15 protein-coding genes are annotated in these 15,290 nt (G+C 42.4%); 13 read left to right on the top strand and 2 right to left on the bottom strand.

The window, feature by feature from the left end:
• Positions 1-77 precede the first annotated feature (77 nt).
• The 4 genes from spo0A (at position 78) to AC3WTB_RS12130 (ending at position 3,402) form a co-directional block, all read left to right on the top strand.
• Positions 78-881: a sporulation transcription factor Spo0A gene (spo0A, locus tag AC3WTB_RS12145; protein WP_024422935.1), complete on the top strand. Its 804-nt coding sequence runs from the start codon at positions 78-80 to the stop codon at positions 879-881.
• 271 nt (positions 882-1,152) lie between these two features.
• Positions 1,153-1,350: a hypothetical protein gene (locus AC3WTB_RS12140; RefSeq protein WP_039179847.1), complete on the top strand. Its 198-nt coding sequence runs from the start codon at positions 1,153-1,155 to the stop codon at positions 1,348-1,350.
• Positions 1,338-2,438 (top strand): response regulator aspartate phosphatase, encoded by a 1,101-nt coding sequence (locus tag AC3WTB_RS12135; protein ID WP_047202270.1) that lies wholly within the window; start codon positions 1,338-1,340, stop codon positions 2,436-2,438. Before AC3WTB_RS12140 ends, AC3WTB_RS12135 begins: the two co-directional genes overlap by 13 nt.
• Before the next feature lie 226 nt (positions 2,439-2,664).
• Complete coding sequence (locus tag AC3WTB_RS12130; RefSeq protein ID WP_058838020.1) at positions 2,665-3,402, top strand: glycerophosphodiester phosphodiesterase; 738 nt, start codon at positions 2,665-2,667, stop codon at positions 3,400-3,402.
• 35 nt (positions 3,403-3,437) lie between these two features.
• Here AC3WTB_RS12130 and AC3WTB_RS12125 read toward each other — a convergent pair whose 3' ends face one another.
• On the bottom strand, positions 3,438-3,674 hold the full coding sequence (locus AC3WTB_RS12125) for a DUF2627 domain-containing protein (protein WP_039179838.1): 237 nt from the start codon (positions 3,672-3,674) through the stop codon (positions 3,438-3,440).
• Positions 3,675-3,823: 149 nt separating this feature from the next.
• On the opposite strand from AC3WTB_RS12125, the gene AC3WTB_RS12120 reads away from it, so the two are divergent.
• The 9 genes from AC3WTB_RS12120 to AC3WTB_RS12080 all read left to right on the top strand — a co-directional run bounded on the left by AC3WTB_RS12120 (position 3,824) and on the right by AC3WTB_RS12080 (position 14,245).
• Positions 3,824-5,896, top strand: a complete 2,073-nt coding sequence (locus AC3WTB_RS12120; protein WP_047202268.1) for a sigma-54 interaction domain-containing protein — start codon at positions 3,824-3,826, stop codon at positions 5,894-5,896.
• Between the two features lie 123 nt (positions 5,897-6,019).
• Positions 6,020-6,913 carry a phosphate butyryltransferase gene (gene yqiS, locus AC3WTB_RS12115; RefSeq protein WP_047202267.1) on the top strand — a complete coding sequence of 298 codons (894 nt, stop codon included), beginning with the start codon at positions 6,020-6,022 and terminating at the stop codon, positions 6,911-6,913.
• Positions 6,914-6,939: 26 nt separating this feature from the next.
• On the top strand, positions 6,940-8,034 hold the full coding sequence (gene bcd, locus AC3WTB_RS12110; protein WP_003215658.1) for a branched-chain amino acid dehydrogenase: 1,095 nt from the start codon (positions 6,940-6,942) through the stop codon (positions 8,032-8,034).
• 33 nt (positions 8,035-8,067) lie between these two features.
• Entirely contained in the window at positions 8,068-9,189 is a 1,122-nt protein-coding gene (gene buk / locus AC3WTB_RS12105) for a butyrate kinase (protein WP_039179830.1), read from the top strand.
• Positions 9,179-10,603: a dihydrolipoyl dehydrogenase gene (lpdA, locus tag AC3WTB_RS12100; protein ID WP_492333768.1), complete on the top strand. Its 1,425-nt coding sequence runs from the start codon at positions 9,179-9,181 to the stop codon at positions 10,601-10,603. Before buk ends, lpdA begins: the two co-directional genes overlap by 11 nt.
• 17 nt (positions 10,604-10,620) lie before the next feature.
• Positions 10,621-11,613, top strand: a complete 993-nt coding sequence (locus tag AC3WTB_RS12095) for a thiamine pyrophosphate-dependent dehydrogenase E1 component subunit alpha (protein ID WP_039179824.1) — start codon at positions 10,621-10,623, stop codon at positions 11,611-11,613.
• A gap of 12 nt (positions 11,614-11,625) precedes the next feature.
• On the top strand, positions 11,626-12,609 hold the full coding sequence (locus AC3WTB_RS12090; protein WP_024422925.1) for an alpha-ketoacid dehydrogenase subunit beta: 984 nt from the start codon (positions 11,626-11,628) through the stop codon (positions 12,607-12,609).
• 19 nt (positions 12,610-12,628) lie between these two features.
• Positions 12,629-13,885, top strand: coding sequence for a dihydrolipoamide acetyltransferase family protein (locus AC3WTB_RS12085; protein WP_338591643.1), 1,257 nt, complete (start codon positions 12,629-12,631; stop codon positions 13,883-13,885).
• 66 nt (positions 13,886-13,951) lie between these two features.
• The gene (locus AC3WTB_RS12080; protein ID WP_039179818.1) at positions 13,952-14,245 is read left to right on the top strand and encodes a YesK family protein; all 294 of its coding nucleotides are present in this window, start codon (positions 13,952-13,954) and stop codon (positions 14,243-14,245) included.
• Between the two features lie 14 nt (positions 14,246-14,259).
• Here AC3WTB_RS12080 and AC3WTB_RS12075 read toward each other — a convergent pair whose 3' ends face one another.
• The gene (locus tag AC3WTB_RS12075; protein WP_107163383.1) at positions 14,260-15,153 is read right to left on the bottom strand and encodes a YegS/Rv2252/BmrU family lipid kinase; all 894 of its coding nucleotides are present in this window, start codon (positions 15,151-15,153) and stop codon (positions 14,260-14,262) included.
• Between the last annotated feature and the right edge of the window lie 137 nt (positions 15,154-15,290).

The following is a 15,290-nucleotide window of genomic DNA, read 5'->3' as shown; positions in this document are numbered from 1 at the left end:
AGCATGGTTTTGTCGAATTGAACACTCAGAAGAGAAATGCAAAAGACTAAAGGAATCGACATTGGGGAGGAAAGAACGTGGAGAAAATTAAAGTGTGTGTAGCTGATGACAATCGAGAGCTTGTTGGCCTTTTGACAGAGTACATTGAGGGACAGGAAGATATGGAAGTACTTGGCGTGGCGTATAATGGTCAGGAATGCCTGACATTATTTAAAGATAAAGAGCCCGACGTTCTCCTCTTAGATATTATTATGCCTCATTTAGACGGTCTTGCTGTACTAGAACGCCTCCGTGAAAACAATGAAATGACAAAACAGCCAAGTGTGATTATGCTAACGGCCTTTGGACAAGAAGATGTCACGAAAAAAGCAGTTGATTTGGGCGCATCTTATTTCATTTTAAAGCCATTTGATATGGAAAACCTAGTAGGTCATATTCGTCAAGTCAGTGGAAACGGCACACAAGTTACCCATCGCTCTTCATCAATCCAAAACAGTGTTCTTCGCAACAAACCTGAACCGAAACGTAAAAACTTAGATGCGAGCATTACGACCATTATTCATGAGATTGGCGTGCCCGCTCATATTAAAGGGTATTTATACTTAAGAGAAGCGATTTCTATGGTGTACAATGACATTGAGCTTCTCGGAAGCATTACTAAAGTGTTGTACCCAGACATTGCAAAGAAATTTAACACGACCGCCAGCAGGGTGGAACGGGCGATTCGTCATGCCATTGAAGTCGCTTGGAGCAGAGGGAACATTGATTCCATTTCCTCACTCTTTGGTTATACTGTCAGCATGTCAAAAGCGAAACCAACCAATTCAGAATTTATTGCCATGGTAGCTGATCGTTTGCGATTAGAGCATAGAGCTAGCTAGTTTATTTTTCATGAAAAAACGTTTCTTCATTGAGACGTTTTTTTATTTTGAAACATGTTGTCAAAAATTGGTTAGGTTGATAAAATCATCTTAATGTTTAAATTGGACAAACGGGCTGCTTTATTTTCAGAATAAAATGAAAAATAAAGCATGAAAAAAATAAAAAAGACATAAAATAATGGTAATCAGCTGCGCCAATCGATCATGAAGTCTTCAAAATAGAAGAAGAAAACGCTCATTCGTAAGAAAAAGGATGAGAGGAAAAGGTCTTATGGAAATGGTAATTAAAGCAAACGAGATCGAAAGTTCTATTTCTATTGACCTGATTGATTGGCGTTTTAAAGTCACTGGCTTCTTAGAGATTGTGCCATTTGAACTGAATATTCCCATTGTCGAATTTAATAATTTTCACATTCTTTTACTATGCTATAATAATGAAAAGAAGAGGGTGAGGTTATGGGAAAGCTGAAAATCCACTCTGCTGAGGTAGCGAACGAAATTAGCAAGTGGACGAGGGTCATTTCTCAGAATGACTTAGAAAAATCTGCTGTCTATAAAGAGAAAATTCAGAATTTGCTAAAAAATACAGATGAAGACCGTGAAGTTCTCCTTTATTATCAGCTTGTTGACGGCAGACATGAAATGTTACTTGGAAATATTGAAAAAGCCAATCAAATTATGAAAAGTGTCGGAACGCTAGATGAGAAGGCAGATGACATTATTAATTTTTATTTTTACTTTTACAAAGGCCAATATGCTGCATATGTGAAAAAGTATGATGAAGCTATTAGTTTTTACAAAATTGCAGAACAGCGGCTAAAACGTGTGAATGAAGACCTTGAAGTAGGAACTTTTCACCATAAGGTTGCTTCAATTTATTACGAACTGAAACAAAATTTCATATCCATTAATCATATTAAAAAAGCCATCGATACATTTAAAGCGCATGAAGAGTATACAGCGCAGGCAATTGACAGCTTGATTTTACATGCAAGTAATTGTATTGATTTGTTCCAATTCGGTGAAGCAGAGGAAAAGTATCAAGAAGCACTTGAGAAAAGTAAGCGCATTAACAATGAAGTGCTGATTGGGAAATGCTATCACAATTTAGCTGTTCTTTATTATGCAAAGCATGATTATGAAAAAAGCGCACTTTATGCAAAAAAAGGAATGGGCATTCAAATTCACCGTGACAATAGTCATTATTACATCCAGTCTTTATATGTTCTGGCAAACGCTTTAGTGCATCTAGGAGATCAAGAGGCGAGGGAATATATTAAAGAGGGTATTCTGTATAGCTGCGATATCCAAAATAATGAATATATAGTAAAATTTGAAATTTTGGATTTGATGTGCGAGAATAGTGGGGCAGCAGACGTATTCTCTGAAAAATTAGACTACATAGAAAAAAATAGATTATATGTGGAGCTTGAGGATTTGTCTGAACAAATATCGAAATACTTCAAGGAACGAAATGATTATCAAAATGCCATTCGTTTTCTTGAAAAGAAATTCGATGCACAAATACTTCAAAAGAAAGTGGAGGTTATCTTATGAAAAAGTTGTTGTTAGGTGTAACCGTTGTTACAGCAGTCGCAGTTGTTTCTTCCCTTTTTGCTCTTGACGCAGAGACGACAGAGCAAGCCATCAGAGCGATTACGTGATCGAATTTATCTGTCAACCTCTTCATGCGAATCAGAAGAGGTTTTTTTATGTGCTCAAAACTGGAAAAACGAAAAAAGACACGTCATAATGAAAGGAAGCATCATATTAGAGGTGACCTATGACGAAAATTTTTGCACACAGAGGCTTTAAAGGCATTTATCCTGAAAACACCATGATAGCCTTCGAGCATGCACTCCATTCGGGAGCTGACGGAATTGAGCTGGATGTTCAGCTGACGAAAGACGGCAGACTTGCTGTCATTCACGATGAGAAACTGAACAGAACCACGAATATGAAAGGTTTAGTGAAAGACCATACATATGAAGAATTAAAAGCGGGAGATGCGAGTCATTCTTTTTATGAAGAAACCGGTGCTGTATCCATTCCTCTTTTAGAGGAAGTATTAGAGCTAGTGACGCAGCAATCATCATTGATCATTAATATTGAACTGAAAAACTCCATTTATCGATATCCAGGTATCGAGGAGAAAGTAAAAAAGCAAATCGAGCATTTTCAAATAGAAGATCGTGTACTTGTTTCATCGTTTCATCACGGCAGTTTAGCTCTTTTTCACAAACTGATGCCGCATGTTGAACTTGCTGTACTCACAATGGATGTGATTCATCAGCCGGAGATGTATATAAAAACAGTACCAGCAAGAGGCTATCATCCAAATATTAAGGGTGCAGGCGTGACCAAAGAGGTTGTGTCAACTCTCCATGCATCTCAGCAAGTAATCAGGCCGTTTACAGTAAACAGTGAAAAGCAAATGAAAAACATGTTTTCCTTAGGTGTCGATGGCATTTTCACTGATTTTCCTGACCGAGCCGTGAAAATAAGAGAAGAAATGAAATAAAGACCTGCTATCATCAGCGGGTCTTTTTTCACGTTTTATCTCTGCTTAAAGCGAGCAGTCACTTTATTTCGTTTACGGTCTCTATATAAAATAAAGCCAGCCACTACATAAAGCCCTCCCCCTAAAAATAACAACCCTGCAATTCCTTGCAGCCATAAAAATGGAAATGGTGCAATGATGATGCCGAAAACAGTGTCACGCAGCAGCTTAATCCCAAGTGCAGCAAGCGCGCCAGGTATTAAAATAATCACTAGTGCAAGTATTCTCCCCATCAAATGTCCCCTTAAACGTCATTTACTTCCATTGTCTAATTCAAAAAATATTTTGTCAAGAAAGGAAAACGTGGTAATATAAGAGTTGTGCAATTTTTTGCAACGGAAAAATATAGTGTGCAAATTTTTTCATATAAAGGGGTAACGGGATGCAGAGAGTCTTGATTGTCGGTGCAGGACAGGGTGGATCAGCATTGCTAGAAACATTGCTGAAAACAAATATGATTCAAATCATTGCGATCGCCGACCTTGATCTTGAGGCACCGGGGATGGCAGAAGCGAAAAAGAATGGAATTGATACGACAACGGATTGGAAAGAATACATAAAAGATGACATTGATATCATCATTGAAACAACGGGCAGTTCAGCAGTGCTGAAAGAGCTGATGGAAGAAAAGCCGGAGCATGCTGTCATTGTTCCAAGTTCAATGGCTTACGTCATATCAGAATTAATGTCAGAAAAACAACAGCTAATTCAAATATTAAAGGAACAAACCTATAAGCATGACCGCATTTTTAATGCAACGAACGATGGGATGATTTTTATAAACATGGACGAAGAAGTCGTCCTGTTTAATCGATCAGCGGCCAAAATGGTTGGATGTTCGCAAAAAGATGCGATTGGCCGCGACATACGAGAAGTGATCCCAAACACAAAACTTCCCGACATTTTAAGATCGAGAGAGCCAGAATTTAATCAAAAACAATTTCTGAACCAGCAAATACAAATTGTCACAACGCGTTTGCCAATTATTGATGACGCGGGGAGAATGCTAGGTGCTTTATCCATCTTTAAAGATATTACAGATGCCGTTGAGCTTGCGGAGGAAGTAACGAACCTTAAAGAAGTGCGAACCATGCTGGAGGCGATCATTCAATCGTCAGATGAAGCCATATCGGTTGTTGATGAGCAGGGAAAAGGGATTTTGATTAACCGAGCTTATACGAAAATGACTGGATTAACAGATAAAGAAGTTGTGGGGAAACCTGCAGGTGCAGATATTTCTGAAGGAGAAAGCATGCATTTGAAGGTGCTTGAAACAAGAAGACCGGTCCGAGGCGTCAGAATGAAAGTCGGGCCGAATAAAAAAGATGTGATCGTCAACGTAGCGCCAGTCATCGTTGATGGCATCTTAAAAGGCAGTGTCGGCGTCATTCATGACGTATCAGAAATTCAATCACTCACGAATGAACTAAATAAAGCAAGGCAGCTTATCCGGACACTTGAAGCAAAGTACACATTTGAAGACATCATTGGAGAAAGTGAGCAAATGCTTGTGGCACTTGAGCAGGCAAAGCTAGGCGCAAAAACGCCAGCCACCATTTTACTCCGGGGAGAATCAGGTACTGGAAAAGAGCTGTTTGCGCACGCCATTCACAATGAAAGTGACCGGAAATATAATCGCTTTGTACGGGTCAACTGTGCAGCCTTATCTGAGACCCTTTTAGAGTCAGAGCTTTTTGGCTATGAAGAAGGAGCGTTTTCTGGTGCAAGGCGCGGCGGGAAAAAAGGACTGTTTGAAGAGGCGAATCAAGGCAGCATTTTCTTAGATGAAATTGGTGAGATGACGCCAAGTACACAGGCGAAGCTGCTGCGCGTCATGCAGGAGAAAGAAATTGTAAGAGTAGGCGGAACAAAGGCCATACCAGTCGATGTTCGTGTGATCACGGCGACAAATGTCAATATTGAAAAAGCGATGGCGGAAGGAAAGTTCAGAGAGGACTTATATTATCGCATGAACAGATACCCGATCTCTATCCCGCCGCTAAGGCAGCGCCTTGAGGATATTGATTCGTTAAGCAAACGTCTCATCCAAAAGATCAATTTAGACTATGGACGGAACGTGCGCGGGTTAACAGAACAGGCGCTTCATAGACTGCGATCATATAAGTGGCCTGGAAACGTAAGAGAGCTTGAAAATGTACTTGGACGAGCCATGATCTTTTTAAACCCGCAAGAAGAATGGATTGATGAGGGGCATATTTCTTTCATGGAGTCTGAAGATCAGGAAGAAAAAGAGCAGCAGGAACTGGCTGTCAGTCAATTTGAGGGAGAGACGCTTTCAGATGCTGTTGAGGCATTTGAAGCGCAGCTGATTAAACAAACCCTTGAAAAGCATCAATTCAATCGCACGAAAACAGCGAAAACGTTAGGGATCAGCATACGGAACCTTTACTATAAAATGGATAAATATCAACTTGCAAAAGATAGCATGCAATAAAATGCATGTAATCTGCAAAAGATTGCACGAATGTCATGCAAACTACCTCATTTTACTGCATTTCAAACTGGCACGGAACTTGCATATAAAGCATGAACCGAGCACAAGGAAAGGTGGGCATATATGAAGCTTGACGATCTGATTATGAAAGCCGCCCAGCTGCAGAATAAAACGGCGGCTGTGGCTCATGCAGAAGACGAAGAAGTGCTTCATGCCATCAAGATGGCAATTAAGCGAAAGGTCGCTCGCTTTCTCCTGGTTGGGAACAAACGCAACCTGAAGGAGCTAGTGAAACAGCATGAAATCGATGAGGACTGGATAGATATTATTCATTCAGATTCTCCCGAAGAATCTGCCAAAATAGCCGTGCAGGCAGTGAGCGAGAAGCATGCAGATATTTTGATGAAGGGGCATGTCCCGACAGCCGTTCTTTTAAAAGCGGTACTGAATAAAGAATATGGGCTCAGGACAGCAAGTGTCTTATCACATGTCGCAGCATTCGAAGTACCGGGCTTTGACCGCTTTATTTATGTCACAGATTCTGCGATGAACATCGCGCCCGATTTAAATATGCTGAAAGAGATTACGATCAATTCTGTTCAAGTAGCACAAGCTGTCGGAAACGACATGCCAAAGGTTGCAGTGCTCTCTGCGGTCGAGGTCGTGAATCCGGCAATGGATTCAACTTTAACTGCGGCAAGTCTTGCGCAAATGAATCGGCGGGGGCAAATTTCTGGATGCCTGATTGATGGGCCTCTTGCTTTAGATAATGCTATCTCTCAAACGGCAGCTTCTCATAAAAATATTACGAGTGATGTAGCCGGCCATGCAGATATTTTGCTTGTGCCAACAATTGAGGCAGGAAACATTCTTTATAAATCTCTCATCTACTTTGCACATGCGAAGGTGGGAGCTGTGGTGGCAGGAGCCAAGGCGCCGATTGCTTTAACAAGCCGGTCTGATTCAGCTGAAAGTAAGCTTTATTCAATTGCGCTTGCCATCTGTACATCAAATTAAGCGGAAGTAATAGGAGGAATAACACAATGGAACTTTTTAAATATATGGAACGATACGATTATGAGCAGCTTGTATTTTGTCAGGATGAGCAGTCTGGCTTAAAAGCGATTATTGCGATTCATGATACAACACTTGGGCCTGCACTAGGCGGAACGAGAATGTGGACGTATGAAAACGAAGAAGCAGCTATTGAGGATGCACTGCGTCTAGCAAGAGGAATGACTTATAAAAACGCGGCAGCAGGACTTAATCTTGGCGGCGGAAAAACAGTGATCATCGGTGACCCGAGAAAAGACAAAAACGAAGAAATGTTCCGTGCCTTTGGTCGTTACATTCAAGGGCTGAATGGCCGCTATATTACAGCGGAAGATGTCGGTACAACGGTAGAAGATATGGATCTCATTCATGAAGAAACCGATTTTGTCACAGGGATCTCTCCTGCATTTGGTTCATCCGGAAATCCGTCTCCAGTCACTGCTTACGGTGTATATAAAGGGATGAAAGCCGCTGCCAAAGCTGCTTTCGGTACAGATTCATTAGAAGGAAAAACAATTGCTGTCCAAGGTGTTGGAAATGTGGCCTACAATCTGTGTAAACATCTGCACGAAGAAGGCGCACAGCTTATTGTCACAGATATCAACAAAGACTCTGTCAAGCGAGCTGTTGAAGACTTCGGCGCAAAAGCAGTCGATCCTGACGATATTTATGATCAAGCATGTGATATTTATGCACCGTGCGCACTTGGTGCAACCATTAACGATGTAACCATTCCAAAGTTAAAAGCAAAAGTGATTGCAGGTGCTGCAAATAACCAGCTAAGAGAAACGCATCACGGAGACCTTATCCATGAAATGGGGATTGTATATGCTCCTGACTATGTGATCAATGCAGGCGGTGTGATTAACGTGGCTGATGAGCTTTATGGCTATAATGCAGATCGTGCGATGAAAAAAGTCGAAGGCATTTATCAAAATATTGAACGTGTGATTGAAATTTCAAACCGTGATGCCATTCCAACTTATAAAGCGGCAGACCGATTGGCTGAAGAGCGAATTGAAAGAATGCGCAAATCAAGAAGTCAATTCTTGCAAAATGGTCAACATATTTTAAGTCGTCGCTAATTGGAAGAATGAGTTGAAACGGAGGTTTTGTTTTTGCTGACAAAAGAATGGCGTATTCTCACGATTAATCCTGGCTCTACTTCAACAAAAATTGGTGTGTTTCATAATGAACGTTCTATTTTTGAAACGACACTTAGACATACTGATGAGGAATTAAAGTCGTTTCCTCATATCATTGATCAATTTTCTTTCCGCAAAGAAACTATTTTGAAAACACTGCATGAACAGGGGATGAATATCTCAAAGTTTGATGCAGTGTGCGCGCGTGGCGGTCTCCTTCGTCCGATTGAAGGAGGCACATATGAAGTCAATGAGCAAATGGTGAAAGATCTAAAAGAAGGATATGCCGGCCAGCATGCATCTAATCTCGGCGGAATCATCGCGAGAGAAATCGCACTTGGCCTGAATATCCCAGCTTTTATTGTCGATCCAGTTGTGGTGGATGAACTAAAGCCAATTGCTCGTATTTCAGGGCTGCCAACGATCGAAAGAAAAAGCATCTTTCATGCATTAAATCAAAAAGCGGTCGCAAGAAAAACAGCGGCTTCTTTTGGAAAAAGTTACGAAGATTTAAACATGATTATTACTCATATGGGCGGCGGTATCACCATTGGTGTTCATGAAAAAGGGAAAGTCATCGATGTGAATAATGGTCTGCATGGCGAAGGTCCTTTCAGTCCTGAGCGTGCGGGAACCTTGCCGACAGGTGATCTTGTAAATCTTTGTTTTTCGGGTGAGTATACCCAAGAGGAAATGCTCAAACGCATTATTGGTGAAGGCGGGCTAGCGGGCTATCTTGGCACGACAGACGCTGTAAAAGTGGAACGCATGATTGAAGCAGGTGATGAGCGTGCGGCGCTCATTTATGAAGCAATGTGCTATCAAATTGCCAAGGAAATTGGTGCGGCTAGCGCTGTTTTAAAAGGAGCAGTTGACGTCATTGTATTAACAGGCGGACTTGCGTACAGCAAACAAATTACATCAAGTATTCGCGGCTATATTGACTGGATTTCAGATGTTGTCGTGTATCCAGGTGAAAATGAGCTGCAATCGTTAGCGGAAGGTGCGCTTCGTATTTTAAAAGAAGAAGAATCACCGAAAGAATACCCAAATGATCAACAGGAAAAGAAAGGAGTGACAAGTCATGGCAACTGAATATGACCTCGTCATTCTTGGTGGAGGCACAGGCGGCTATGTAGCAGCCATTCGTGCCTCACAGCTTGGATTGAAAACAGCAGTTGTAGAAAAAGAAAAGCTCGGCGGAACATGTCTTCATAAAGGCTGCATTCCGTCTAAAGCGCTGCTCAGAAGTGCAGAAGTATATCAAACCGTCAAACGCGCAGCTGATTTTGGTGTTGAGGCAGGCGGCATTGCCTTGCAATTTGCGAGTGTGCAAAAAAGAAAAACTGAGATTGTCGAAAAGCTAGCAGGCGGCGTCAAACACTTAATGAAACAAGGGAAAATTGATGTATATGAAGGAATTGGCCGTATTCTTGGCCCATCTATCTTTTCGCCAATGCCAGGAACGATCTCCGTAGAAATGGCAAATGGAGAGGAAAATGAGATGCTTATTCCAAAGCAGGTCATCATCGCAACAGGCTCAAGACCGCGGGTGCTGCCAGGGCTTGAAGCAGATGGAACACACATCCTCACATCAGATGATGCACTTGAATTGCCAGAGCTTCCGCAGTCGATGCTCATTGTCGGAGGCGGAGTGATCGGAATCGAGTGGGCGTCTATGCTCAATGATTTTGGTGTGAACGTCACTGTGATTGAGTTTGCAGACCGCATTTTACCAACAGAGGATCATGACATTTCTAAAGAAATGGAAAAGCTATTATCTAAAAAAGGCATCACCTTTGTGACAAATGCGAAGGTACTGCCAGATAGCGTAGAAAAGCAGGAAAATCTCGTGACAATTCAAGCGGAAAAGGATCTAGACATTCAGACGTTCGAAGCGGAAAAACTCCTTCTTTCAGTCGGCAGAGTACCTAATATCGAAGGCATAGGTCTTGAAAACACGGACATCCAAACCGAAAAACAAGGCATTGTCGTGAATGAACATTATCAAACGAAAGAATCGCATATTTACGCAATAGGAGATGTCATCGGCGGGCTTCAGCTGGCACATGTCGCTTCTCACGAAGGTATGATTGCTGTTGAACATATGGCTGGGAAAGATCCAAAGCCGCTCGATGAAACGCTCGTATCTAAATGTGTTTACTCTCACCCAGAAACTGCTAGTGTAGGACTCACTGAACAGGCGGCAAAAGAGCAGGGCTTTGAAGTCAAAATAGGGAAATTCCCATTTATGGCGATTGGAAAAGCGCTTGTGTACGGGGAGTCTGATGGATTCGTCAAAATCATTGCCGATCAAAAGACAGATGATATTTTAGGAATTCATATGATTGGTCCTCATGTAACAGATATGATATCTGAAGCTGGATTAGCCAAAGTACTTGATGCAACCCCATGGGAAGTGGGACAGACGATACACCCGCATCCGACCTTATCAGAGGCGATTGGCGAGGCAGCCCTTGCTGTTGACGGGAAGGCGATCCATTTTTAATCAAGGAGGGAAACATGATGAGTAACATGCGTCATCAGGAATTAGGATTATCAGATGAACAAGCAATTGATATATATAGAACAATGCTTCTAGCAAGAAAAATCGATGAACGGATGTGGCTTTTAAACCGTTCAGGGAAAATTCCATTCGTCATTTCTTGTCAAGGGCAGGAAGCGCAGCAAGTCGGTGCTGCATTTGCCCTTAATAGAGAAGAAGATTACGTCTTACCTTACTACCGTGATATGGGAGTTGTCCTTGCTTTTGGGATGACAGCAAAAGATTTAATGATGTCTGGTTTCGCAAAACAAGACGATCCAAACTCAGGCGGAAGACAAATGCCGGGGCATTTTGGACAAAAAGCAAATCGAATTGTGACCGGATCTTCACCTGTAACAACGCAGGTTCCTCACGCGGTGGGAATTGCCCTTGCTGGACGATTAGAGCAGAAAAACTTTGTCAGTTTTGTCACGTTCGGTGAAGGCTCATCAAACCAAGGAGATTTTCACGAAGGTGCTAACTTCGCTGCTGTGCATAAACTGCCTGTTATTTTCATGTGTGAAAACAATAAGTACGCGATTTCCGTGCCATATGACAAACAAGTGGCCTGTGAACGCATTTCAGATCGTGCGATTGGATATGGGATGCCTGGCGTAACTGTAGATGGAAATGATCCGCTTGAAGTATATGCCGCTGTCAAAGAAGCGAGAGACCGTGCGGCTAGAGGCGAAGGCCCGACATTGATTGAAACAATCTCTTACCGTTTAACTGCGCATTCAAGTGATGACGATGACTCAAGCTATCGAGAAAAAGAAGAAGTGCTCGAAGCAAGAAAGAAAGATCCGCTCATCCAATATGAAACGTATTTAATCGAAGGAAACGTCATGACTTCTGAAATGAAAGAAGAGATGACAAAAGAAATCATGCAAATCGTAAACGAAGCCACTGATGAAGCGGAAAACGCAGCTTATGCTGAGGCAGAAAGCGCACTTCGTTACGTGTATGCGGAGTAAGGGGGAAGAAAAATGCCTGTTATGTCATATATAGACGCCATTACACTGGCGATGAAAGAAGAAATGGAACGAGATCCGAAAGTGTTTGTGCTCGGAGAGGATGTCGGGAAAAAAGGCGGCGTATTTAAAGCGACAGCGGGTCTTTACGAGCAATTTGGAGAAGCGCGCGTCATGGATACACCTCTTGCAGAATCAGCCATTGCTGGTGTAGGTATTGGGGCAGCGATGTATGGAATGCGCCCAATTGCAGAAATGCAATTTGCGGATTTCATTATGCCTGCAATCAACCAAATCATTTCAGAGGCTGCAAAAATTAGATACCGATCAAATAATGATTGGAGCTGTCCAATGGTCATCCGCGCACCATACGGAGGCGGAGTGCACGGGGCACTTTATCATTCACAATCGGTCGAAGCGATTTTTGCTAACCAGCCTGGTTTGAAGATTGTGATGCCTTCTACACCTTATGATGTCAAAGGTCTTTTAAAGGCTGCAGTGCGTGATCCAGATCCTGTATTGTTCTTTGAACATAAACGTGCATACCGCCTTATTAAGGGAGAAGTGCCTGAAGAGGATTACACTCTTCCGATTGGAAAAGCAGATGTGAAACGTGAAGGCGATGATATTACGGTCATTACATATGGCCTTTGTGTGCATTTTGCGCTGCAAGCAGCAGACCGCCTTGCAAAAGACGGCATTTCCGCTCATATTCTCGATTTGAGAACAGTGTACCCGCTTGATCAGGAAGCGATTATAGAAGCGGCTTCTAAAACAGGGAAAGTGCTTCTGTTAACGGAAGATACAAAAGAAGGCAGCATCATGAGTGAGGTTGCGGCAATCATTTCAGAGCATTGCTTATTTGATTTAGACGCACCAATCAAACGCCTGGCAGGGCCAGATATTCCGGCAATGCCTTATGCGCCGACAATGGAGAAATTCTTCATGGTCAACCCGGATAAGGTAGAAGCTGAAATGAGAGAGCTAGCGGCGTTTTAAGAAAGAGGAGGGTTTCAAAGTGGCAATTGAACAAATGAAAATGCCTCAGCTAGGTGAAAGTGTAACAGAAGGAACCATTAGCAAATGGCTCGTTTCACCTGGCGATCATGTGAATAAATATGATCCGATTGCGGAAGTCATGACGGATAAAGTGAACGCAGAAGTCCCGTCTTCTTTTACAGGAACGATTACAAAACTATCGGCTGAGGAAGGCGAAACGCTGCAAGTAGGAGAAGTGTTCTGTGAAATTGAAGTTGAAGGAAGCGAGCAGCAGAGCGAGAAAAAAGAAGCAGCACCTGAGCAAAGCAAAGCGCCTGAAGCAGATCAAACAAATGAGAATCAAAGTCAAAAGAAACGTTACTCTCCAGCCGTTCTTCGTTTAGCAGATGAGCATGGCATTGATTTAACAGCTGTTCAAGGTACGGGAGCAGGCGGCCGAATTACTAGAAAAGATTTGCTGCAGCTCATTGAAAACGGCGGCGTTAAAGAGAAGACAGCACCTGTCAATGAACGTGCTGTTCAACCGGAGCCTGCGCAGCCATCTCACGCAAAAGCGGCTCCTGCCATCCCTTCCATGCCTGGTGATGTTGAGCTGCCAGTCACGCCGATCCGGCAGGCAATTGCGGCCAATATGCTGAGAAGCAAACATGAAATTCCGCATGCATGGACGATGATGGAAGTCGATGTGACAAATCTAGTGACAAGAAGAAATCAGCTGAAGGATCAGTTTAAAGCAAAAGAAGGCTTTAACTTGACGTTCTTTGCGTTCTTTGTCAAAGCAGTGGCTCAGGCCTTAAAGGAATTCCCTGAAATGAACAGCATGTGGGCTGGAGATAAAATTGTGCAGAAGAAAGCGATCAATGTTTCGATTGCTGTCGCTACAGATGACGCTCTTTTTGTTCCAGTCATTAAGGATGCGGATGAAAAGACCATTAAGGGCATCGCCAAAGAAATTCATGAGCTGGCGTCTAAGGTGAGACAAGGAACGCTCAAGCAAAGTGATATGGAAGGCGGTACATTCACTGTCAACAACACGGGATCATTTGGTTCAGTACAATCAATGGGAATCATTAATTATCCGCAAGCGGCGATTTTACAAGTAGAATCGATCGTGAAGCGTCCAATGATAGTAAACGGAATGATTGCGGCAAGAGACATGGTCAATCTTTGTCTTTCATTAGATCACAGAGTACTAGACGGTCTTGTATGCGGCAGATTCCTTCAGCGAATTAAACAAATCCTTGAAGGCATCGACGAGCAGACATCTGTTTATTAAAACAATCATTTTCCCCCTCCCGGCATGAGAGGGGGATTTCCACATCTAGGAGAAAGGAGCGATGATATGTCTGGACTAGATTTTTTTGCTTTTCTAACGATTGGTCTCATGTTTATCACAGCGATTGCGTTCGCTTTTCTGCGGTACATTTCTAAATCACGCAATCATCCTGAACGATTACTGCTTATCATATCGATCGTTTCAATCATTCAAATCGTGTACTGTCTGCTGATTGTCGGTGGGTTTAAAGGAGCAGCCAATAGCTTTTTAGGAATATCACTTCTCGCTGGTACACTTCTCGGATATGCACTTGAATATTTATACAGACGCTATATCAAAAAAAAGCCCGAATCAAAATGATGTCGGGCATTTTTTTATTCTGCTGGAACAATAAAGGTCAAATGCTGTTTTAACACTTCTAAAGAAGAGGGAGCCTTCATATAAACCTCACCATCCGTATCAGCATCCATTTCCTCTTTTGTGTGGATACGAATACTGGACGCTTGAATGAGAGACAGATCGCCGGTGAAATCCTCCAGCTCTTCCCGGTTCATTGAGAAGATTTCTTTTAAAGCAGAGAAACTTGTATTTCTGCAAATTAAGATTTCAGCTTTTCCATCATCAATGGATGCATTAGGCAAATCAATTTTATTTGTACCGATAAAATGTCCATTCATGACAAGAACGATGACAGCTTCCTCTTCCCAGCTTTCCTCTTCGGTCTCAATCCTTACGTGAAAAGGATCTGTTTGCTGCAGTGTGCGCAGGGCACTTGTGAAGTAGCTGATTTTACCGAGTACGGCTTTTTCCTTGTCGTTAATGTTGTTGGACGTGTCTGCGATCAGCCCAATTCCCCAAAAGTTCAATACGTATCGATCCTCTGCTTTGATTAAGTCGACCTTTGTCTCTTTGCCGTCTACAATCATTTGAGCGGCTTTTTGCATCTGTTGAGGAATACCAAGCGTTCTAGAAAAATCATTGCATGTCCCGCCTGGTAATATCGCTACAGCGGGCCTTTTTTCTAAGCCGCCAATACCGTTCATACATTCATGCACGGTTCCATCTCCGCCTAATATGATGAGCAATTCCACCGTCTCATCAATATGACGGCAGAAATCATAAGCATCATTTGGCTGTTTTGTTGGTTTAAGAATGAGTTCATCAATATGTAGAGAAAGAAGAGGCACTGTTTGACCGAGTGTTTTTTCCATGTTTTTTTGTCCAGCATTTCCATTATAAATGAGCATCGCTTTTTTGAATTGTGCCATCACGCAGTTCTCCCTTTCATCTCTTTATCATCACTTTTCCCCAATTTGACAGCTCATAAACGATGTTCGGAAAAAGAGGCGATGGATAAGACAACACATTTGCCCGCAGGCGTTTTCCTTGTTATGATGGAGTTAAA

This window comes from Bacillus sp. EB106-04-04-XG123, from assembly GCF_058791855.1.
Note: the sequence above shows the minus strand (reverse complement) of the source record. Positions and strands in the feature narration are given on the sequence as shown.